At 59.8% G+C, this 20125-nt stretch carries 22 protein-coding genes; 3 read left to right on the forward strand and 19 right to left on the reverse strand.

Features of this window, described 5'->3' with window-relative positions; genetic code table 11:
• Nucleotides 1–5 precede the first annotated feature (5 nt).
• The 12 genes from AC58EF_RS26230 to AC58EF_RS26285 all read right to left on the reverse strand — a co-directional run bounded on the left by AC58EF_RS26230 (nt 6) and on the right by AC58EF_RS26285 (nt 12346).
• Nucleotides 6–689 (reverse strand): ZIP family metal transporter, encoded by a 684-nt coding sequence (locus tag AC58EF_RS26230; protein ID WP_497279374.1) that lies wholly within the window; start codon nt 687–689, stop codon nt 6–8.
• Nucleotides 689–1159, reverse strand: a complete 471-nt coding sequence (locus tag AC58EF_RS26235; protein ID WP_497279375.1) for an MgtC/SapB family protein — start codon at nt 1157–1159, stop codon at nt 689–691. Before AC58EF_RS26235 ends, AC58EF_RS26230 begins: the two co-directional genes overlap by 1 nt.
• Nucleotides 1160–1199: 40 nt before the next feature.
• The gene (locus AC58EF_RS26240) at nt 1200–3710 is read right to left on the reverse strand and encodes a heavy metal translocating P-type ATPase (protein WP_497279376.1); all 2511 of its coding nucleotides are present in this window, start codon (nt 3708–3710) and stop codon (nt 1200–1202) included.
• Nucleotides 3711–3774: 64 nt separating this feature from the next.
• Nucleotides 3775–4158 (reverse strand): CopM family metallochaperone, encoded by a 384-nt coding sequence (copM, locus tag AC58EF_RS26245; protein ID WP_497279377.1) that lies wholly within the window; start codon nt 4156–4158, stop codon nt 3775–3777.
• Nucleotides 4155–4775 (reverse strand): cation efflux transmembrane domain-containing protein, encoded by a 621-nt coding sequence (locus tag AC58EF_RS26250; RefSeq protein ID WP_497279378.1) that lies wholly within the window; start codon nt 4773–4775, stop codon nt 4155–4157. The genes copM and AC58EF_RS26250 overlap by 4 nt, the downstream gene beginning before the upstream one ends.
• Nucleotides 4762–5193 carry a hypothetical protein gene (locus AC58EF_RS26255; protein ID WP_497279379.1) on the reverse strand — a complete coding sequence of 144 codons (432 nt, stop codon included), beginning with the start codon at nt 5191–5193 and terminating at the stop codon, nt 4762–4764. Before AC58EF_RS26255 ends, AC58EF_RS26250 begins: the two co-directional genes overlap by 14 nt.
• 123 nt (nt 5194–5316) lie before the next feature.
• Nucleotides 5317–5568: a TFIIB-type zinc ribbon-containing protein gene (locus AC58EF_RS26260; protein ID WP_497279380.1), complete on the reverse strand. Its 252-nt coding sequence runs from the start codon at nt 5566–5568 to the stop codon at nt 5317–5319.
• Nucleotides 5569–5702: 134 nt separating this feature from the next.
• Nucleotides 5703–6197 carry an SRPBCC family protein gene (locus AC58EF_RS26265; RefSeq protein WP_497279381.1) on the reverse strand — a complete coding sequence of 165 codons (495 nt, stop codon included), beginning with the start codon at nt 6195–6197 and terminating at the stop codon, nt 5703–5705.
• Nucleotides 6198–6262: 65 nt separating this feature from the next.
• Nucleotides 6263–9505 carry an efflux RND transporter permease subunit gene (locus AC58EF_RS26270; protein WP_497279382.1) on the reverse strand — a complete coding sequence of 1081 codons (3243 nt, stop codon included), beginning with the start codon at nt 9503–9505 and terminating at the stop codon, nt 6263–6265.
• A gap of 4 nt (nt 9506–9509) precedes the next feature.
• A complete protein-coding gene (locus AC58EF_RS26275) occupies nt 9510–10661 on the reverse strand; it encodes an efflux RND transporter periplasmic adaptor subunit (RefSeq protein ID WP_497279383.1) in 1152 nt (383 codons plus the stop codon).
• Nucleotides 10662–10665: 4 nt separating this feature from the next.
• On the reverse strand, nt 10666–11931 hold the full coding sequence (locus AC58EF_RS26280) for a TolC family protein (protein WP_497279384.1): 1266 nt from the start codon (nt 11929–11931) through the stop codon (nt 10666–10668).
• 70 nt (nt 11932–12001) lie between these two features.
• A complete protein-coding gene (locus AC58EF_RS26285; RefSeq protein WP_497279385.1) occupies nt 12002–12346 on the reverse strand; it encodes a hypothetical protein in 345 nt (114 codons plus the stop codon).
• 266 nt (nt 12347–12612) lie between these two features.
• Between AC58EF_RS26285 and AC58EF_RS26290 the strand changes: the two genes are divergently transcribed.
• Together AC58EF_RS26290 and AC58EF_RS26295 are read left to right on the forward strand one after the other, a co-directional pair.
• Complete coding sequence (locus tag AC58EF_RS26290) at nt 12613–13011, forward strand: MerR family transcriptional regulator (RefSeq protein WP_497279387.1); 399 nt, start codon at nt 12613–12615, stop codon at nt 13009–13011.
• A gap of 104 nt (nt 13012–13115) precedes the next feature.
• Complete coding sequence (locus AC58EF_RS26295; protein ID WP_497279399.1) at nt 13116–14003, forward strand: bestrophin family protein; 888 nt, start codon at nt 13116–13118, stop codon at nt 14001–14003.
• A 20-nt stretch (nt 14004–14023) separates the two neighbouring features.
• On the opposite strand, the gene AC58EF_RS26300 is transcribed toward AC58EF_RS26295, so the two are convergent.
• From AC58EF_RS26300 to AC58EF_RS26330, 7 genes are all read right to left on the reverse strand, one after another.
• A complete protein-coding gene (locus AC58EF_RS26300) occupies nt 14024–14839 on the reverse strand; it encodes a relaxase/mobilization nuclease domain-containing protein (RefSeq protein ID WP_497279388.1) in 816 nt (271 codons plus the stop codon).
• Between the two features lie 254 nt (nt 14840–15093).
• The gene (locus AC58EF_RS26305; RefSeq protein ID WP_497279389.1) at nt 15094–15654 is read right to left on the reverse strand and encodes a plasmid mobilization protein; all 561 of its coding nucleotides are present in this window, start codon (nt 15652–15654) and stop codon (nt 15094–15096) included.
• A gap of 160 nt (nt 15655–15814) precedes the next feature.
• Nucleotides 15815–16693: a ParB/RepB/Spo0J family partition protein gene (locus AC58EF_RS26310; protein ID WP_497279391.1), complete on the reverse strand. Its 879-nt coding sequence runs from the start codon at nt 16691–16693 to the stop codon at nt 15815–15817.
• Complete coding sequence (locus AC58EF_RS26315; protein WP_124810879.1) at nt 16693–17427, reverse strand: ParA family protein; 735 nt, start codon at nt 17425–17427, stop codon at nt 16693–16695. Before AC58EF_RS26315 ends, AC58EF_RS26310 begins: the two co-directional genes overlap by 1 nt.
• A gap of 170 nt (nt 17428–17597) precedes the next feature.
• Complete coding sequence (locus AC58EF_RS26320; RefSeq protein ID WP_497279393.1) at nt 17598–17963, reverse strand: hypothetical protein; 366 nt, start codon at nt 17961–17963, stop codon at nt 17598–17600.
• Nucleotides 17960–18679, reverse strand: coding sequence for a division plane positioning ATPase MipZ (locus AC58EF_RS26325; protein WP_497279395.1), 720 nt, complete (start codon nt 18677–18679; stop codon nt 17960–17962). Before AC58EF_RS26325 ends, AC58EF_RS26320 begins: the two co-directional genes overlap by 4 nt.
• Nucleotides 18680–19022: 343 nt before the next feature.
• Nucleotides 19023–19343 (reverse strand): single-stranded DNA-binding protein, encoded by a 321-nt coding sequence (locus AC58EF_RS26330; protein ID WP_046764960.1) that lies wholly within the window; start codon nt 19341–19343, stop codon nt 19023–19025.
• A gap of 451 nt (nt 19344–19794) precedes the next feature.
• On the opposite strand from AC58EF_RS26330, the gene AC58EF_RS26335 reads away from it, so the two are divergent.
• Nucleotides 19795–19932, forward strand: a complete 138-nt coding sequence (locus AC58EF_RS26335) for a hypothetical protein (RefSeq protein WP_497279397.1) — start codon at nt 19795–19797, stop codon at nt 19930–19932.
• Nucleotides 19933–20125: the final 193 nt, after the last annotated feature.

A 20125-nucleotide genomic window follows, 5' to 3' on the forward strand; every position in this document is an offset into this window, starting at 1 on the left:
GGCAATCACATCAGCTCCTCCAGAAGGAGGAGACCCAGATAGCCAACGAAAAACATTGCGCTGACAAGAGGACTGTCGGGCCTCTCATGCGCCTCGACCAGCAATTCCTCCGTTACGAGGTAAAGCAGAGCCACCATGCCGAAGCTCAAAAAGCCAACGATGATGGTTGGGGGGAACAGGGCAACCGGCGCTGCTATCCATGCACCAAACGGTAGAAGTAGGCCCAAGGCTGCCGTGATACCGACGACCCGCCATCGCGAAACGATCGTTTCACCAAGTTCGGCCGTCACCGTAAGCCCAAGGAACAGGACTTCCAGCGTCAAGGCTATGGTCAACAGCAATCCGGCCTTTTCGCCGGCGAGAAAGGCCAGCCCCAAAACAAGGCCATCGACAAGAATATCAATTCCCACCGCGCCAAGCATCGCCACCGGACCCTTGGCCCTGCCCTCCAGCACTTTGAGCAGGAGCATGACGCCTAGTCCGACCAAACCGCCGATCAGCGTTGCTACCGGCGATGCGCCATGTTTGATCTGCGGAAGAACCTCCGATGCCGCCGCTGCAAAGACAACCCCCGCAGCTAGGTGCTGCATCCCGCTTACAAATGCTGGACCGGGACGACGTACGACCGACAGTACGGCCCCTATAATGACGGCCGCCAGCGGTATGAGGGTGTAGAGTATCGCCGACATCATGCCTTCTCCGGTGGCGCGCTGCTGTCATGTGTCGCGCGCTTCAGAGGGCGAGAGCCGCGCAGGGTCAGAAACGTGGTCAGGCTGAGGACCACTGCGATGTCATAAAGGCCGTATCCCACGGCCGCGCCCAGCGCGCCGGTTGCCCAAAGGCTGGCGGCCGTAGCTGTGCCTGACGCTTTGCCGCGATGCTTCAGGATCGCGCCGCCACCGATGAAACCGACGCCGGTAATCAAGCCTTCAAGGATTCGGGCCTGCGCAGGCGACGTCCGACCAAGGATAGCGATACCGACCAGCACAAATCCGCAACTGGCGATGGCGACGAGGGGAAAGGTACGGATGCCTGCGCTCCGCTCATCCTTTTCCCGGTCCCACCCCACCGGCAGCGCGAGCGCGTAAGCCGCACCCAAGCTGAGGATGTGGGTGGCGGTCTCCCACCATGACGGCACGATCAGCATCATCGCGGCCATGTTCGGCGCCGCAACGACGCCGTTGGTATAGCCCGCCCGCTCATCCCTTCGTCGCGTCGCGATAGGCAAGGAGCCGGAGCGCGTTGACCACGACCAAAAGTGTCGAGCCTTCATGGACGGCCACCGCTGGTCCGATGCCCAACCCGAGGATAGTCGCTGGAACCAGAAATGCGACGACGCCCAGGCTCACGAAAACATTCTGGCGAATGATCCATCGGGTATGTCGGCTAAGGCCAACAGCAAATGGCAGATGTGCCAGATCGTCGGCCATCAGCGCGACATCGGCAGTTTCCAAAGCAACGTCGGACCCGGCAGCGCCCATCGCAATTCCGACCGTAGCGGTGGCCATGGCAGGGGCGTCATTGACGCCATCCCCGACCATGGCGACTTTTGCCTGCGCCCTCAGCTTCTTGATCGCCTCGACCTTATCGTCTGGCATGAGGTCGCCCCACGCCTCATCGATGCCGACCTGCTTGGCGACTGCATCCGCCACCCGCTGATTGTCGCCAGAGATCATAATCATGCGCTCGATGCCCAGCGCCCGCAGCTTCTCAAGGGTAGCGCGTGCCGCCTCACGCGGAGTATCCAACAGTCCGATCGCACCGAGATCCTGACCATCCCGGCGCACGATCATCGATGTGAAGCCACCTTTGCGCAGTTCCTCGATCGCTTCAGCCATTTGCGAGGAAAGTGGCGGAATACCGTCGCTCCCGAACATTTCCGCCTTACCGATCAGCACCTCATCAACATCGACCAGCGCCGAGACACCCCGCCCAGTCAGGCTTTTCAGACTGCTCGCCTCCGGAATCGGCCTGTTCCGAACATAGTCCTTGCCATCGCGCGCTATCGCCTGCGCCAGCGGATGATCGCTGAGCGATTCAACCGCCACGGCGATGGCCATCAGTTCTTCCTCCTCGATACCGGGCGCGGTGATGACCTTCTGGATGCGCGGCTCGCCTTTGGTGAGCGTCCCCGTTTTGTCGAAGGCAATGGCATTGAGTGAACCCAGCAGTTCCAGCGGCGCGCCGCCCTTTACCAACACGCCACCGCGCGCCGCCCGCGCCACCCCGGAAAGCACCGCACTGGGCGTTGCGATGGCGAGCGCACAGGGGCTGGCCGCTACTAGCACCGCCATGGCCCGGTAGAAGCTGTCGCGGAATGGCTCATCGACCACCACCCACGCGAACAGAAGAATGAAGGCCAGCGCGAGAACAGCCGGAACGAAAATACGCTCGAACTTGTCGGTGAATCGCTGGGTCGGCGACTTCTGCGTCTCCGCTTCGCTCACCATCTTGACCACCTTTGCGAGCGTGCTTTCACTCGAAAGACGTATCACCTCGATTTCGAGCAGCCCGCTGCCATTGATTGTCCCGGCGAAGACGCGAGACTCTGCATCTAGGCGATCGGCGTTTGCGCGCGCAGCAGCCGCGTCCACGACCGGCTTTTTATCGACGGGCATGCTCTCGCCCGTGACAGGGGCCTGATTGATTGCGCTGGTCCCCTTGATGACAAAACCGTCAGCGGCCACCCGCTCATCCGGCTTGACGACGATGACGTCGCCGATCGCTAGATCCTCCACCGGAACTTCATGGGTGCTTCCATCCTTGCCACGAACCAGGGCGGTCCTTGGTGCCAGCTCTGCCAGGGCCTCGATCGCGCGCTTCGCGCGCCCCATGGCATAATGTTCAAGGGCGTGACCCAGACTGAAAAGGAAGAGCAGCAATGCACCTTCGGCGAAGGCCCCAAGGGCTGCGGCACCGGCGGCCGCAACCAACATAAGCGTGTCGATTTCGAACTTGCGGAGTTTCAGATTGTCGATCGCCTCGCGCAGGGTGAAGAAGCCGCCGAAGACATAACCGCCTATGTAGCATGCCGTGGGCAACCACGATGGCGCCCCAGCAAACAGCTTTTCGATACCATAGCCGATGCCCAGCAATGCACCGCATAGCAGAGCAAAAATCAGCTCGGTATTGGTGCCGAAAATGCCGCCATGTTCATGGCCGCCGTCTTCGCTGCCATGGTCGTGTCCTGCATGGCTGTCTTCGGCCTTCGCCATTTCTGAACCGTGGGAATGGCCTGAATGATCCTCTTGCGCCTTGCCACGAGCAATCGGCCTGACGCCCATCCCTGCCAGCTTTGACAGGATGATCTTGTCGGAAGTCTCTTCCCGATCAAACTCGACCCGAACCTTGCCTGATGCATCAGCGCTGGCCTCCAGCACTCCGGACAGAGCCAGCAATTTGTCTCCCACTGTCCTGGCCCGGCGCTGATGCCCGATACCTGCCATATCCCAATGGGCATGGCCGTAGCGGTCGCTGATCGAGGCGCCAGCGCTCTGAACGAAGTCGCGGATACGCTGCATCGAAAGCTCGTCTGGGTCATAGTGGACACACAGCTTTGCCGGCGCGCCGTCGACGGCCGCGACGACATGCGCCGTTTCGACGCCCGCCCTTCCCTCAATGGATTTCAGCAGCCGACCGACGCAAGCATCGGCAGTGTCCGCGACCTCTGGCAGCACCAATGGTATGTCGAGTTTCAGCTTCTCGGTCATGCGTCCATCTCCGATCTTTCGCTTGTTTCATGCAGAGCAAATGGGTGGATTGAGCCGCGCCCGTTCATTGCTGCCGCTCATGATTGGCAAGCCAGGCGCGCATCTCTGCGATCTCCTGCCGCTGGGCTTTGATGACCTCACCGGCGAGGCGACGAACCTCTGGATCGCGGCCATATTTCAGCTCGACCTCGGCCATGGCGATCGCCCCTTCATGGTGGGGGATCATGGCGCGCATGAAGTCCACATCGGCGTCACCTGAAAGCGGGACGTCCATCGCCTGATGCATATTGCTGTTGGCCGCGCGATATTCGGCGGTCGATGCGACCTCTCCAGAGGAAGGCGCTGCGCGCTGATGATCGGCATGCTGCGCCGCCGCCGGCAAGGACAGTGCTAGAACGACCATGCTCAGCCCGATGAGCGTCACGCCCTTCATTCGAAATGATGTCATTTCAAACCTGCCTCTCGATTTGCGGTCGCCTCATTTCGGGCGTCCTTGAGAATTTCGAGACCGCCTTTGATAGCTATGGCAGCCGTTAAAAATCCGACGATCAGATCAGGCCAGTTTGACTTCAGCCAAATGACCAGCCCGCCGGCGATCAATATTCCACCGTTCGAGACGAAATCGTTGAAGCTGAAGGTCGTGGCTGCCCGCAAATTGACGTCGGGAGCGTCCAGTTTCTGAAGCAGTCTGAGGCAGACATAGTTGACCACCCCGGCTATTGCCGACATGACCATCATATCGCTGCCGATCGGATCGCTGCCGTAGATGTAGCGACGCACCACGTCGGCAAGGATGCCCCCGGCAAAGACCAGCAGCATGATGCCCGACACAGATGCTGCGCGGGTCTTCCACACCGGACCGCGCGTCAAAGCCGCAATGCTGAGCGCATAGACGGCGGCATCTGAGAGATTATCGACACCATTGGCGATCAACGCGCTTGAATCGCCGACCAAACCAGTGACGAAAAAGGCCGCCGATATCGCCGCATTCAGCAGCAGGACGATCCAGAGTGTCCGCCGTTCGATTGCCGAAGGTCCATTGGGAAGGTTGTCAGCCACCTGCATTCCCCTTCGTAGAGTTTCCGATCGCCTGTTCTGAGCGAACGCGAAGGCACCGCACAGGTTTGCGATCGGGACGGGTCATCGTCAGCGCGCCGCTGCCCGAAATGGAGACATTGAGGTTATGACCCACATAGGTCAGGCCGGTTGCCGGCGCCGACAGTCGCACCGGCTTTTCGGCGGGTATCCGAGCCATATCCAGCGTCAGACCGTCGGCCAGGAAATCGGCATCGTATTTGGAGCCGTCGTCACAGGCGTAGATTTGCTCACCGATCAGCGCCGGCAGCGAAGTGCGATCATGCCTTCCGTCAGGATCATCACCGACAGACTGGTCAGAACATGCGGTGAGAACGGCTATGGCCGCTGCCCCGCCAACAAAGAGCAGGGGTAGCGGCAACAACCTTATAGTCCTCCACTTGCCCATCCGGCATCTCCACTGAGCAAATCTATCGCCATGGGCGCCCGAGGGGGGCGCGGCGCCCATGGCGCGGGCCATCTCGCACGTCCCGAAAGGCTCAAATTGGTGCGGTGGCCGATTCATTGCTGATTAGTCGAACAGGTTGCGCAGGAAGCCCTTGCGCCCGCCATGTCCGCCGCCGTGGCTGCTACCGTGGCCGCCGCCATGCTTGCCGCTCCGGCCATGCTTGTCGCCAAACATGCCCAGCGTGCTGCTCGGCTCCTGATAGGTCGGCTGCTCGGCCATGCTGCGTTCGATGATCTTGTCGAGTTCGCCGCGATCGAGCCAGACGCCCCGGCATTGTGGGCAATAGTCGATTTCGATCCCTTGCCGCTCGCTCATCACGAGAGCGACTTTGCAAACAGGGCAAGGAAGGCCTTGATGGGGTGCATTATCAACCATGATAATTCCTTTCATGTAGGACGCGCTGACGGCAGCGCGCCGATGCGATCGATGTTGCGGGACGAAGGTTCGGCTCAGTCATTGGCCGATCCCCGCGTCGGGGCCGTCGATACGAGTTTGAGTTGCGTCTTGCCGTGGGGCGGACGTAACGAGCGCTTCTTGAGGGCTTTCAGCAGGGCGACATCATGCTCCTGCATTTCTTCGCGTATGGTGGGACGCGAAAGCCAGCCCGCTATGTTGCCCAGCCCGCCACGAACCTCGAAGACATGCCGCACTTCTGAGCCGGTCTTGGCGGGGAGAATTTCGTAGCGCTCGCTGAACTTGAAAAAGCTGCTGATCTGGCCCCGCCAACCGAACCCATGCGGTTTGTCGATATTGTCGATCTCGACCCACAGTCTGACCCGGCGCCAATCGAACAACCGAAACGATAGCTGGGCGTGGGTTGCCTGAGCATTGAGCCGACCGAACCGATAGTGCGGATGCCAATGCTCAAATCCGGCAAGCTCCGAAATGAAGCTCCAGCTCCTCAACTGTGAAATCGGCGCCGTGAAAACGGTTTCCTCAATCATATTCCATTTCCTCACTGTCGTTGAGGACGGGGAGACCATGACGCACATGACCTCCCCCTCGCTCATCAGTGTTGAGGTTGCGGATGCTGTTCGCCGCCCTGCAGCTCTTCATGCTCCTCAAGATCCTCGTAGAGAGGGATCTCGCGCCGGCCGTAACGGGCATAGAGCGTCGGAAGCACAAACAAGGTGAGCAGCGTTGCCGAGATGAGACCGCCAATAACCACGGTCGCGAGAGGCTTTTGCACCTCAGCGCCAGCACCTGTCCCCAAGGCCATCGGCACGAAGCCAAGGCTGGCGACCAAAGCGGTCATCACGACGGGACGAAGGCGTTGGATCGCTCCGGTTCGGGCGGCCTCCGCCCTGTCCATCCCTCGTCGCATGAGTTCCTGAATGGAGGAAACCATGACGAGGCCGTTCAGCACCGCGATGCCGGACAATGCGATGAAGCCCACTGCGGCAGATATGGAGAAGTCCATGCCCCTCAAGAACAGGAGCAGGACACCACCAACCAGCGCCAGAGGAACACCCGTGAAGACGATAGCCGCGTCGCGAGCCGACCCGAGCGCTCCATAGAGGAGCATCAGAATAAGCACGAAACAGGCTGGGATCACGAGCTGCAGCCGCTCGCGCGCAGAGGCCAGATTTTCAAACTGGCCGCCCCATACGAGATAACTGCCTGCTGGCAGGCGCACGTCCTTGGCGATGGTAGCCCGCGCATCCTCCACAACGCTGGCGATATCGCGGCCGCGCACATTCGCCTGCACCACAACACGGCGCTTTCCATTTTCGCGGCTGATCTGGTTGGGACCATCCACGATCCGGATGTCGGCAACGCTCGCGAGGGGAACGAACTTGCCCCCCGGAAGAGGAACCTGGACCTGTTGAAGTGTCGAGAGGTCAGCGCGCTGGGCCTCTGACAGGCGGATCACTACCGGAAAGCGCCGATCGCCCTCGAAGATCATACCGGACTCGCGACCGCCCAAAGTCGCGGTCACGATGTCCTGTACGTCCTGCGCTGTCACACCGACACGGGACATGGCATCCCGGTTCACCCGGATGTCGAGCATGGGAAGACCCGTGGTTTGCTCGACCTTCACGTCCGCAGCGCCCTGGGTGCGCCGAAGAACGCTGGCGATCTTCTCTGCGGTGGCGTTCATGGCGTTGAAGTCGTCGCCGAACACCTTGATCGCCAGATCGCCGCGCACGCCGGCGATCAGTTCGTTGAAACGCATCTGGATGGGCTGCGTGATCTCATAGGCGTTGCCAGGGAACTTGTTCAGGTTCGCTTCGAACCGTGCGACCAGATCTGCCTTTGTAAGTTTCGGATCTGGCCACTGGTCGCGAGGCTTGAGAATGATGAACATGTCGGTGGCGTTTGGTGGCATGGGGTCCGACGAAAGTTCGGACGTGCCTGTTTTAGAGAAGACGAATTGCACCTCTTTCTGAGCCGTAAGCATCTTCTCGATGGGAACCTGCATGGCCTGGCTCTGCTGGACAGAGGTGGCCGGGATGCGCAGGGCCTGGATGAGAAGGTCGCCCTCATCGAGCTGAGGAAGGAATACCTGTCCCAGCGACATGAACGCCGCGATGGCCAGCACGAAGCCACCGACACCCGTGCCTATGGTCAAGGTTGGCCGGTTCATCGCTTTGTCGAGACCGGGTTCATAGCGGGCCTTTAGCCAGCTCATGATCCGACCATCCTTCTCATCCACACGATTGGACAGCCAGATAGCGATTGCTGCCGGCACGGCCGTCAGAGAAAGAACGAAGGCAAAAGCCAGCGCGATAATGACGGTAAGCGCCATCGGCACGAAGGTCTTGCCCTCGACACCCGTCAGGGTGAGCAAAGGGACATAAACAAGAATGATGATGGCCTGACCATAGACTGAAGGCCGGATCATCTCGCGCGCCGCCGATGCGACGACATTCAATCGTTCATGAAGGGTCAGCATGCGACCTTCATGTTCCTGGCGATGCGCCATGCGACTGAGCGCATTTTCCACGATGATGACGGCACCATCGACTATCAATCCGAAGTCGAGAGCGCCCAAACTCATGAGGTTGGCAGACACGCCGGCTTTGAGCATCCCAAACCCGGTCAGCAGCATCGTAACTGGGATGACCATCGCGGCGATCAGTGCGGCGCGGAAGTTTCCGAGCAATGCGAACAGCACTACGATGACGAGCAGGGCACCTTCGCTCAGATTCTTCGCGACCGTCTTGATCGTTGAGTTAACCAGTGCGGTTCGATTGAGGACCGGCTGCACAATGACGTCAGGCGGAAGCGATGCCTGAATTTCCTGCAGACGGTCTGCAACGGCCGTTGATACGGTGCGGCTATTCTCGCCGATACGCATGATAGCAGTGCCAACGACGACCTCCGTGCCATTCTCGGATGCCGAACCCATCCTTATTGCCTGCCCGGTTTTGACGGCGGCAACCTGGCCAAGGGTGATCGGCGTCCCGTCGCGCGTGGCGACGATTATCCGCGACAATTCGTTAGCGTTGCGGACAAGGGCGTCGGACCGAACGGCAAGCCCCTCCCCGTTGCGGTTGACGAATCCACCGCCGACACTGGTGTTGTTACGTTCTAGTGCGGTTCCCAAATCGGTGAGTGTAAGGCCCAGCGAGGCAAGGCGCTGGACATCGGGAACGACCTGAAATTGCTTCACATAGCCGCCGATGGAGTCGATGCCGGCGACGCCCTTGGTATTCTTCAGCAGCGGGCTGACGATCCAGTCCTGCGTAGTGCGCAGATATGTGGCCCGTTCAGTCTCGTCGGTGAGACGGTCGCCTTCCGGGGTGATATAACTTCCGTCAGGCTGCATGCCGGGTTCACCGGGCAGGTGCTTGTCGTCCTTGCGGTGCTGGAGCTTGACGGTCCACATATAGACCTCGCCCAGACCAGTGGAAATCGGCCCCATTTCAGGGACAGCGCCCTTGGGAAGATTTTCCGAGACCCCGGTTAGACGCTCGCCGACTTGTTGACGTGCAAAATAGATGTCCGTCGATTCATCGAAGACAGCCGTAACCTGCGCAAAACCGTTCCGGCTAAGCGAGCGCGTATTCTCAAGACCGGGGATGCCGGCAAGTGCTGTTTCGATAGGGAAAGCCACCTGCTTTTCGACCAGTTCGGGCGAAAGGGCGGGCGCCTTAATGTTGATTTGCACCTGGTTGTTAGTGATGTCCGGCACCGCGTCGATCGGGAGACGATACAGGGCTGCGGCGCCGATGACGGCGGCTATGGCGGTCAGAAGCAGGACGAGCCAGCGCTTGTGAACCGCCCAATTCACGATTGGGGCGATCATCGGCTCAGTCCTCCGCCGCTTCGCTCTTGCCGAGTTCGGCCTTGAGCGTGAAGCTGTTGACGGTCGCGATCTGCTCGGTGCCCTTCAGGCCCGAGCGCACGATTACACTGGCGCCGCTGCTGTCGCCCACGGTGACGGGGACGGCCTGGAAGCCTGTCTTGGTTCGGACGAACACGACCGACTTGCCTTCGTCCGTTTGCACCGCTGTCGTGGGCACGCTGATCGCGCCATCACCACCGCTGCCAGAAAGCTGGACAGAAGCCGTCACCGGCTCTCCTACGCGCCACTCCATGTTACGGTTATCAAGAATGGCGATGACCGGAACCAACCGTGTCTGTGCATCGAGTGCAGGAGATACGAAACTCACTTTGGCGGTCGCCTGACGACCAGCGGCCGTCACGGTAACGGTGTTGCCCGGCTTTACCCGGCCCGCATCGGCGGGCTGTAGATTGAGCGACAGCGAGACGCTGGAAAGGTTGGCAATGCGGTAGAGTTCGGCGTCTGCCGCGACGGTCTGGCCTAGAACGACGCTGCGCGAAATGACCTGACCGGAAACGGGCGCAGCAATGCCAAGACGGTTTAGGCCACCCCCACCCCCACCTGCGGCGGAGACCTGCTGCTGCGCCTGATTATAGGCGATCCGCGCTTCGATGGCAGCGGTTCGAGCGGCGATCAAATCCTGCTCCGGCGAAACGCGCTGCGCGAAAAGCCGCTGTTCGCGTGCTAGGTTGGAGTTGGCCAGCGCAAGACGGGCGCGAGACGCCTCGACTTCACCCTTGAGCTGTGCAGCCTCCCGGCTTTCGATGACGGCCAGCGTATCTCCACGCCCCACCGACTGACCAAGATTCCGGGTCAACGATACGACACGTCCACCGATGGCCGCCGATACAACCTGCGTGCCTTGCGGATCACCCTCGATCGTTGCAGGCAACTCAAGCGTCCCTGCCCCGCCAACCGTGGGTCGACCGATCTGGATACCTGCCGACGCGATCTGATCGGGCGAGAGTGTTATCTTACCCTCGACGGGGGAAGCATTTGCTTCCTGTTGGTTGGCGGGTGCCGCCTCATTGTTGGCCTCGCTACCGCCACCACAACCCGCGAGAAGGAAGGCCAGCGTCAGCGGCAGTAGAAGCACGGTGCTATTTGTCAGTTTCATAGGATCAATTCCCCTGTTCCGGCGCGGGAGCGGTGAGACGCTGCAACCGGGCCTTGGCGTTCTGGTACGAGGCGAGCGCGTCGATCGCGGCGACGCGGGTGTCGGCAAGGGTCCGTTCGGCGTCGAGCAAATCGAGCTGTCCGAACTTGCCTTCGCGATATCCGACACGAGCAATACGAGCAGCTTCCTGCGCCGCTACAAGTGCAGGACCGCTGGCATTGCGCGCTGTGGTTGCGGCATTGTCCGCCTCTGCTTGGGCATCGGTGATAGCCTGCTCCACATCGAGCGCAGTCATACGGCGCTGAGCTTCCGCGCGGCTGCGTTCTGCACTCGCCTGCGCCACCGCTGCCCGACCAGAATTGAAAAGCGGTATCGGGATCGACACGGAAAAGACCGCCGCGATATCCTTGCTGACCTCAAGACGCCGGAGCGCCGGACCGACTGTTACATCAGGGACGCGCTGAGATTTAGCGAGCTGGACGCCGGCGTCGGCGATGGCAAGATCCGCATCGGCCGCCGCCATGGCTAGCGTCCCAGCGCTTTCCACCATGTTCGGGCCGTAAGAGGCCGGTGGGAGCAAATCGAGCGCGGCAGTATCCAGCGGCCCGACAATGGGCCTGCCGATGCGACGCGCGAGATTGGCTCGCGCGGCATCCGCCAGCCTGGCCGCCCGCTCCGCACCCGCTTGGGCATTAAGCCGTGCGACATCTGCCCGTTGCTCTTCGATTGGCGAAGCGCGCCCCGCCTGAACTCTTACCTTGGCGGCATTAAGAGCATCCTGCGCAATGCGAAGCTGATCGCGTGCCGTCACGACACGGCGTTCCGCGGCAATCGCATCGATATAGAGTGCAGTCACCTGCACCCGAATATCGGCCTGGGTGATAGCCGCGATTAGGACTGCCCTGTTCGATTGGGCATCCGCTACCGCTATGCGTGCCGAACGCTTCCCGCCCAGCTCGATCGGGATATTGATCCCGACTGTCGTTTCGGCTTGACGAAAACCACCATAAGGCCCGGAACCGACGACGTTCTCAACCTGGCTCTGGACCGTAGGGTTAGGGCGAAGGCCCGCCACGGTTCGTCCAGCGCGAGCTGCATCGATCCCAGCTTGCGCCGCATCTGCTGCCGGGGCGCTTCCACCTGCGGCCGCAACTGCATCATCGAGAGTGAACACAGCCCCTACAGACTGCTGTGCCGTTAAATTATCCTGTGCTTGCGCCACGGCGACGCAAGACGTGGCAGCCAGAAAGGCCGCAATGATCCTGTGCATGTAAGAATTCCTGATTGATAGGCATCAATCTGCGCACCCGGAACACGGGCGACAGTCAGTTGAGCTTCAATCAGGCGATGGGAGGCCGTAAATCAGGCCCGACAGACCAACGACCAGGAGCTGCTTCTTCGACGGCAATCAACGATTCCGTGACGATAGCGAAAACAGTCGCCTCGGTGGCGCGGGCAGGCAGGAAGGAGGCTGCTCCGTGGCAGCCATGATGATGGGGAACGGCTTTGTCTGAATCGCCCTGCGATTGGTCGCCGTCCCCTTCGCTGTGAACCTGACCCGAACATTCGATGCTGGTCTGGGTCGCGGAGAGTGTCGGGTTTGGAACTTCATTGGCATGCACGGTCGCAACGGTCGTAAGCGACGCGACAAGCATACAAAGAAGGAGGAAGCTCCAGCGAAACATGGAGAGGCCTCTAGCCGATTTTCCGCGACCTGTCATCGCAAAGTCCACGCGGAGGCAAAAGAGGTGCTTTTGAGGGCTGCATTATCGCCCAGCGCAACAGCGGACGGTTCAGGCACCGTCGCCTCATCGACAGGGCGTGGAAACGCGAGCGCGGCGATTGCCGCGTGCGTTTCGCCAGTCTTTGAGCAGTGGGCTTTCGCCATGTCTGATCCGATTCGCGTCGATATGGCCTGTTATATGCACCCTGAAGTTACTATAGGGTCAACATGAAAATTGGCGATCTCGCGAAACTGACTGACACTCGTGTCGAAACCATCCGCTATTATGAGAAGGAAGGCTTGATACCAGCGCCTTCCCGCAACAGCGGGAATTACCGCATGTACGAGGACGCCCATCTCAAGAGACTGTCGTTCATAAGACGATCGCGTGATCTGGGATTTACGCTGGAGCAGGTCAGAAAACTGCTGAAACTGGCTGACAATCGCGATGCCTCCTGCATGGAAGTCGACACGATCGCGGCAGAACATATTGTCGAGATAGACCGGAAGATAAACGATCTGACGCTACTGCGGGATCAACTCGTACTCAGCGTCGATCGCTGCCAGGGTGATACCATCGCCGACTGTAAGATTATCGAGGCGCTGGCACCGGCCAGAATGAAATGATCGGCCCAGCCTCTGTTTTGTCGCACGGATCACATAGCTGCACATGCTGACCCGTCTCGCCAAATCCTGCGTAACTTGAACCGCGCCTGTCATTGGAGTCGATCGTGATTGTAGGAACGAGGCCCCGGTTTCGACAAATTCTGGCTGAAGTCTGGAAGCCCCTGACTGTCCTCTTTTGCTGGGACGTTTTGGTTACGGCCTTTCATTTTTACACACCATTTTCAGAGCCACCGCTTCCGACGACCCTGTTCGGAACCGCTTTGGCCCTCTTCCTCGGTTTCAGGACGAACGCCGCCTACGCGCGCTGGTGGGAGGCTCGGTCACTCTGGGGCGCTCTCATCAACGCATCCCGAAGTCTCGCGCGCGCAACCAAAAGCTTCTTTGCACCCGACAGGAAAGCCAATGTCGCGGTGGATGACGTAATCCTTCGCCAGATCGCTATCGCCCACGCCCTTCGCTGCCAGTTGCGCGGCCAAGATCCCATGCCGGAAATCGAGCGTCTCATTGGCGCCGATGCCGCCGCGACGATCGCTTTGAAGGCAAACCGGGCCAATGCCCTGGCGGAGGAGATATCCGCCCTCGTCGCGGACGCACATCTCAGCGGAAGGATCGACACGATCCAGCAAGCGACCCTCGAACGGCTGCTGATCGATATCTCCAACGCCCAAGGCGGAATGGAGCGGATAAAGAATACCCCTCTCCCAAACGGCTTCCGATTTTTCCCAAACCTGTTCACGCGCGTCTTCTGCGTGCTGGTCCCTATAGCACTGGTAGAATCCTTGGGAATCTACACGCCCTTGGGATCGACCCTGATCGGCCTGATTTTCCTTGCGGCATTGAGCATTGGCGAAGATCTAACCGACCCATTCGCCAATTCCGTCCACGATGTCCCTTTGACGGCAATGAGCCGGACAATCGAGATCGACCTTCTGCAATCACTGAACCGCGAGGCTCCGCCAAAACTAGAGCCGGTTCACGGTACGCTGTGGTGATAGGCGGTTAGCGAAACCGCCTATCGAGACCGTGGCCCGCGATCTGGTGGCCGCTCGCCCCGCTCCTTGATCTGCTTGAGGCGGGCTTCGGCATCCTTCAGCACCCGGTCCGGGACGGTTTCGACCGATGGTCGATCTTTCAGGAACTGTCGCAAATCACGCGCCAGTTGCCTATCCTTGGCATCATCGCTGCGATCGAGACGAGTGGCTGCCCGCTCATATCCCTGTCTGGTGTTCTCCCACCGCTCCTTGGCGCGTGTTACGAACACGGGGAACTCCGCCTTGCCGCTGGCAATATCCAGCGCCTCGCGAGCCTGCCGCAGGTCGACTTCCGTGGGCTGTCGCGAGGCCCCTCGCCTGATCTTTTCCCGCATCTGAGCGAGCGCCATGCTAGTTCCTGCCCTGCCCTGCCCGCGCGTCCAGCGCGGCGTTGCCTCACATTCCACCCCGCGACTGCGTAATTCCTCGGCAAAAGCCTCCCTGAAATTGAAAAGATCTTCGCGGCGTGGATCAAAACGCTGGCCGTCCAACCCCTCGGCCTGAACGGTAAGATGAACGTGCGGCCTTGGCGTATCTGTGTGCAACGCCATCACATAATCGTGATTGTCGCCAAGCATGCGATCGGCGGCTGCACGAACTGCCTGGCGGACAGTATCGGGATTTGTGCCTTCCGGCATCGAGAAGACCATAGCCACCCCGGAGACCGTAGCCCTTTGCCGCCAGTAGAGCGTATCAGACCATTCTTGCGCGATCTGCTGCACCTCGCCTTTGTCCGAAATGAGTTCGCCGTCGCGGGTTTCGATCGCAATTTCACCATTGCGTCCGATATAGCTCAAATGAGCGCCTAGATGCTCAGCGCCCTTTTTCCGCCCTGTCACCTTGACCAGAACCTCCGGGGATTTGCGGACCACTCTCGCCAGCACGGCGCGGGAGTCCTCTCGCGGCCGATGTGCATATGGGACCGGACGAAACGGGCCAGTCTGGTTGAGAAGATGCTTGGCATATTTGATATTTGGGTCGCCGGAAACCCGTGGCCGGAAGGTGGGCTTCAGGACGCCCCACAACTCATCCTCTCGTTCTCCAAACGGCATCAGTCAGCCACCTTCCAGAACCCTAGATCGCCACGGAGCGCATCGCCAAGCGCGACAATCTGCTCATTGATGTCCTGACGCATCTCGATGATCCGCCGCAGCTCGCGTTCAATTTGGAGGCCACTGTCCGCCATCATCGCGGCGTTGCCGGCGCGCATGGCCTGATTGAGATTTCGACCGATGCGCTGAAGCTGTAGGCGAACCGGCGCCAGGCTGTCCCGCAGACCGTCATCAACATTGCCCTTGAGGTCAATGTGACGGCGCATCAGCGCCTTCACCCATCCGGCTCTGTCCGTCCCCCGCTCAGCGGCTCGCGCATCGAGAACAGCAAGCTCAGCCTCGGTCACGCGAAACGATATGCGATTGGTCGACGGTTCTGTGCGAGCCTGGACCTTCGGCGCATCACCGGCCTGACGCATCGCCTGATCCAGCAGGGATCGCAGGAGCGCGCTGCGCCCTCCCCTGCCCTCCGCAAGTGCATCGAAGGCGTCAAGAGTGGCCTGATCAAGTCGGACCGTCATGCTGGTTTTCCCAGGGGTGGAGGTTGTCGTGGTTGCCATCATCGTCCTCGTCTGCAAGGCTACTGTAAGACAATGGCAACCACAACCCCTATCCTGCCCTAAAACAACCTCCACAAAATGACACTCAAATCTGTGGCTCGGGCCACAGTCTCCAATCATCATTCGAAAGAGAAAACGCGGAAAAGAATGCGGTGCCAGGCTAGTTCGTGAACCGGACCATCCGTGGCTGTTTCTCGCCATCGAATTGCACAAGCGCTTCGATCAAACGGCCCCGCTTGCCATCGACGTCGATCAAATGTCCCTCATCACGCGGCTGAACCATTGGCCCTTCCCGACGGTCCTCTGTCATGCCTGTCGAACGCGGGACCGCCTGCACAACACTGGCCTCTTTCGGTTTTGAGGCTAGACCGTCCTCGGTCCCCACGACCGACCCGGACACACCCCGCAAGAAAGCCTCGCACCCCGCAACCGTTAGTGTGCCCAACGGCGCGCCATCTAGGTACACTCTCGCAGCGGCCTCATTTCGTGCCGCCGCCTTCATCAAGGCCACGGCACCACGGACAGGCAGGTCATCCAATCGGTCTACGATGAAATCAGGCGCAGATGATAATGCATGCAACCGTGAAAGACGCGCGCGTTCACGCCCCGTAGCGCGCGCTAGATCCGCGATGCTCTGGCCTGACGCTACCTGCGCGGCAACGAACGCCACCATGTCGCGAACCGAAAGCTGCTCGCGCTGATCGTTCTCTATAAACTGATCGATCCGAACCTGCGCGGGATCGCCATGCTCGCGAATAATGGCGCGCACGTCGCGGCCGATCTGCATACACGCGCGCCAGCGCCGTTCGCCAAATTGGATTCTATAGCGATCATCTTCATCCGCAGGATCGACAATGATCGGTTGCAGTTGACCGCGCGCGCTGATGGTTTCTGCCAATGCGTCAATTTCGCTTTGATCGATGGCACGACGAACATTGTCAGGATCGGGATACACTCGACGCGGGTCCAGCGTCAGCACCCTACCCTGCTGGGCCACCTCATCCTTGGCGGCAAAAATATCGAAGTCCCCGAAATCCATCAGGCCTCAATCCTTTGCATCGCTTCATCGAGAAATGCGCGCATGGCGGGTAGCGACGATCGCACGTCCTTCTCAAAGCGCCACACTGGCACACCGGCTTGTACGGCCTGGCTGTAATGCGCTCGGTCAGGAAGGTGAGCCGAAAATAGGTTTCGCCCTATCTTGGCCTTCAGTTCTTCCAGCATCGCAAGTTGGTTGCGATCATTCGCCTTCACTCTGTTTGCAACCAGCCCCGCTATGCGAATTGGATGTCGCCGCCCACGCTGATTGACCGTCTGAATCGAGTTGGAGAGTTGCTTGGTGGAATCCGGCCCGAACGGTCCAAGCTCAACAGGCACGATCAAATCATCGCACACCATCAGCGCCGCGAAATTGATCCAGCTCCAAGCGGGCGGGGTGTCGATCACACAATAATCGTGGAACTCCGCCAGCTTCGGAAAATTCGCGCGGAAGGCACTCAAAGCCTTCCCGAAATCGGCGTCAAATTCCCCGGTCATTCTGTTGGAGTATATGCCGCGCTGACGACCCGCAGGGGCAACAAAACCTTCCTCAAAGAGCTGCTTGCAGGAACCATGGCTCTCGAAGTCGCGCAGGGCGGTGGAGGCATTGCACTGGCGGTCGAGGTCAAGCACCAGAACCCGGTGGCCTGCGTCCGCCAGATGCCATGCCAGATGGCAGGCAATGGTTGTCTTCCCTGCCCCGCCCTTCTCGATGTTGACCGCAATCGTCTTCACCGCCGATCATCCCACCAGTTGCGGCGAGAGAACCACCACGTTTCCTCATCCTCGTTTCGGATGCGGTTCCTGGTCGCGCTATCCTTCGCGCTGAGTATCATCAGCACTATGATGACAAGGAATATGAGACCGGCTTGCGCTATGCCGCTCATGTCGCTGCACCTCCGCTTCTACTTTCTGTCGATCATGTCCCGAAACTCCGCGAGCGCTTGCCAGTAGGCACGATGCCCACGCTCGTTGCTGAACTCGATAAACCAGTCCAAAATGTCCTTCGGTCCCTTGATATAGACCGTGCTTTGGGGGGCGGGTTGCCGGCGCCGACGGACAACAGCTCCAGCCACTTCCGCCTCCCCTGCCCCGCGATCGACAAAGCCCAATTTTGCGCCCCGGTCGATCGCCGCCTGTTCGCGAACAGGATCGAGTGGCAACGGCGTCCTAGTGATGCCGGAAAGGTCAAGCCGGCCCTCATCTTCGGGCGCTTCGGCGGGAGCCTTCGGCCCCGCCTTCTTTCCAAAGCCATAGCTGCCGGAACTCACTTCTGCATCTCCGACTGAACCGCTTCGACAACGGCACGGGCCACCTCATGGGCATTCTTCTTTGCGCCTGCCAATCCTGAAGTCTGGCTATCGTCCAGTTCCTCCAGTGTCGCCGCGAAATCGAAAATGTCACGATAGGCTGCGCGTTCCACGAGACCAACGGGCAGCAAAGGTAGTTCCGCTTCGTTGATAGCCGCCGTGATCCGCTGCGAACTTTTGGTCTGGATCGCCGCATTATCTCGACTCCTGACTAACCTGAATGGGATGCGGCGGCCTAGCGCCTCCTGCTCCTCAAGAACGAGGGCAACCGCGTTCGCGGCCAGTTCCGCGTCGATCGGCGAAAGATTGAACGGGATCAGAACAAGATGAGACCGCGCGAGAGCGCGTGACGTCATGCGTGATGCCGTTCCTTCAAGATCGATCATTACGAAGTCATGCGACTGCGTGAGCTGGTCGACCAGCTTCATCAGGTCGGATTCCTTCGGCCCGGCAATAATCTCGAATGGCAGTGCCTTGCCCTGCTCCGCCCGCTTCCTGCCCCAGCCCGCGATGATCGCGTTCGGATCTGCGTCTATGACAGCGACCGAAGCACCGCTTCGGGCCAGCTCGCTCGCCAAGACGAATGTCAGGGTCGTCTTGCCCGCCCCGCCCTTCGGGTTCGCTACAGAAATTGCCGGCATCCGAATCTGGCCCTCTTTCAAGAAATCGAAATTCAATCGATTTCCACGCCAAATCCATATCGCAAGGCTATGGATGTCGAATGGCTATCGATTTGCCAATGGATATCCCAAGGCAATCGCTTTTGCAAGGCACTCTAAATTCAACCAATATCCATTGCCAATCTAAATGGATATCCATTTAGCAATCCTGATGGGGAGATAGCGCATCAACCCTTTGCTCCAATGCACATGCCCTACTGGCACAAACCGGAAGAAGCGCAATTGCCATGCCCGAACGGAGCGATGGATAGCCATGAGAAATCGAAAAGGATATCCATTAGACTATCCTGTCGATTGCCTGGGAGGGGAGGGGAGGGGGCCGCTTAGCGGCCCCCGATCTTTAGGCGTCAGCGTCACCGGCCTTTGCGAGAACCGCGAAACCGTCTGCGATCAACTCAACAGTGTATCGCTTGCCCTCCTCGGTATCGTAGGAATTCTGGCGGACCCGGCCGACGATATGAACCAGATCGCCCTTGTCGGCCTTGGCAGCACGCTCGATATGTCGTCCGAACAGCGTCACCTCGTTCCAATGGGTGTCGGTCGTCCACTCGCCGTTGTCCTGGCGGTTGTAGTTCGCCGCCACCGAAACCTTCGTCACTTTGTCATGCTCGTTGATCTTGCCGATGCGGCCGATGATGCGAAACTCAGCGATATTCTGCATGGGACGTACCTCATTCTCGATCAGGCTAATTCCTGATGGGGGCTTCAGGGGAGCGAGGCTGACGCGATCAAGATAAAAAACGGAGGCTCCGCGAAGTGGAAACCGTAGTCCCCCGGACGGTTTTTGACTTGATCGCACAAGGCAGCATCGCGGCCACACCCCATCGCAAACAGGGATTTGTCGATCGGGCAATAGGAGCAGCCTGCGTCAATCGCTCGAAAGAATCATGTCGTCTGCGGCCCGTTCATCTCGCGCGGCAAAAGGGGAGGGGAGGGGGCCACCACCGCCCAGCGCCGGCAACGATCGTCCTCCCCGTGACGAAAGCGACGCGACGTGCTATATCGTCGGTATGGCAAGTCGACTGAAACGATCTGAATCCGCGGACGCCGATCTTTGGCCGATCCTTGAAGCCGCGGCACGATATGACGACGGGGCTGCGGCTCGGTCGCATTTGGATGCTGGCCGCCCGATCTATTATGGTGAGAGCGATACACCACCCGGCCTGGTCGTGAAGGAATATCCTGACGGCCGCCGCGAGCTGGTTCGTTTCGATCACATGGGCGAACATCGCGTCCGCGACGCAGCGTGAAGCCTCAACTTTGGGTGTTTTCTGGTCCCAACGGGGCCGGAAAGTCGACGCTTGTCGATCGCTATGTCGCGCATCGACTGCCCGTGGTGAACCCGGACAACATTGCAAAGACTCTACCTGAGGGCATAGCGTGGATGGTACGCTAAACAACGCTAAGGGCGAACAATCAGCGAACGCTTATGCGACGCGGCTA

This window comes from Sphingobium sp. WR1 (genome assembly GCF_059693745.1).

Excerpts from the sequence above, each read along its gene's own strand:
- AC58EF_RS26230 (WP_497279374.1), bottom strand. The coding sequence starts at position 689 with ATGTCGGCGATACTCTACACCCTCATACCGCTGGCGGCCGTCATTATA.
- AC58EF_RS26235 (WP_497279375.1), bottom strand. The coding sequence starts at position 1,159 with ATGGCCGCGATGATGCTGATCGTGCCGTCATGGTGGGAGACCGCCACC.
- AC58EF_RS26240 (WP_497279376.1), bottom strand. The coding sequence starts at position 3,710 with ATGACCGAGAAGCTGAAACTCGACATACCATTGGTGCTGCCAGAGGTC.
- copM (WP_497279377.1), bottom strand. The coding sequence starts at position 4,158 with ATGACATCATTTCGAATGAAGGGCGTGACGCTCATCGGGCTGAGCATG.
- AC58EF_RS26250 (WP_497279378.1), bottom strand. The coding sequence starts at position 4,775 with ATGCAGGTGGCTGACAACCTTCCCAATGGACCTTCGGCAATCGAACGG.
- AC58EF_RS26255 (WP_497279379.1), bottom strand. The coding sequence starts at position 5,193 with ATGGGCAAGTGGAGGACTATAAGGTTGTTGCCGCTACCCCTGCTCTTT.
- AC58EF_RS26260 (WP_497279380.1), bottom strand. The coding sequence starts at position 5,568 with ATGAGCGAGCGGCAAGGGATCGAAATCGACTATTGCCCACAATGCCGG.
- AC58EF_RS26265 (WP_497279381.1), bottom strand. The coding sequence starts at position 6,197 with ATGATTGAGGAAACCGTTTTCACGGCGCCGATTTCACAGTTGAGGAGC.
- AC58EF_RS26270 (WP_497279382.1), bottom strand. The coding sequence starts at position 9,505 with ATGATCGCCCCAATCGTGAATTGGGCGGTTCACAAGCGCTGGCTCGTC.
- AC58EF_RS26275 (WP_497279383.1), bottom strand. The coding sequence starts at position 10,661 with ATGAAACTGACAAATAGCACCGTGCTTCTACTGCCGCTGACGCTGGCC.
- AC58EF_RS26280 (WP_497279384.1), bottom strand. The coding sequence starts at position 11,931 with ATGCACAGGATCATTGCGGCCTTTCTGGCTGCCACGTCTTGCGTCGCC.
- AC58EF_RS26285 (WP_497279385.1), bottom strand. The coding sequence starts at position 12,346 with ATGTTTCGCTGGAGCTTCCTCCTTCTTTGTATGCTTGTCGCGTCGCTT.
- AC58EF_RS26290 (WP_497279387.1), top strand. The coding sequence starts at position 12,613 with ATGAAAATTGGCGATCTCGCGAAACTGACTGACACTCGTGTCGAAACC.
- AC58EF_RS26305 (WP_497279389.1), bottom strand. The coding sequence starts at position 15,654 with ATGGCAACCACGACAACCTCCACCCCTGGGAAAACCAGCATGACGGTC.
- AC58EF_RS26310 (WP_497279391.1), bottom strand. The coding sequence starts at position 16,693 with ATGGATTTCGGGGACTTCGATATTTTTGCCGCCAAGGATGAGGTGGCC.
- AC58EF_RS26330 (WP_046764960.1), bottom strand. The coding sequence starts at position 19,343 with ATGCAGAATATCGCTGAGTTTCGCATCATCGGCCGCATCGGCAAGATC.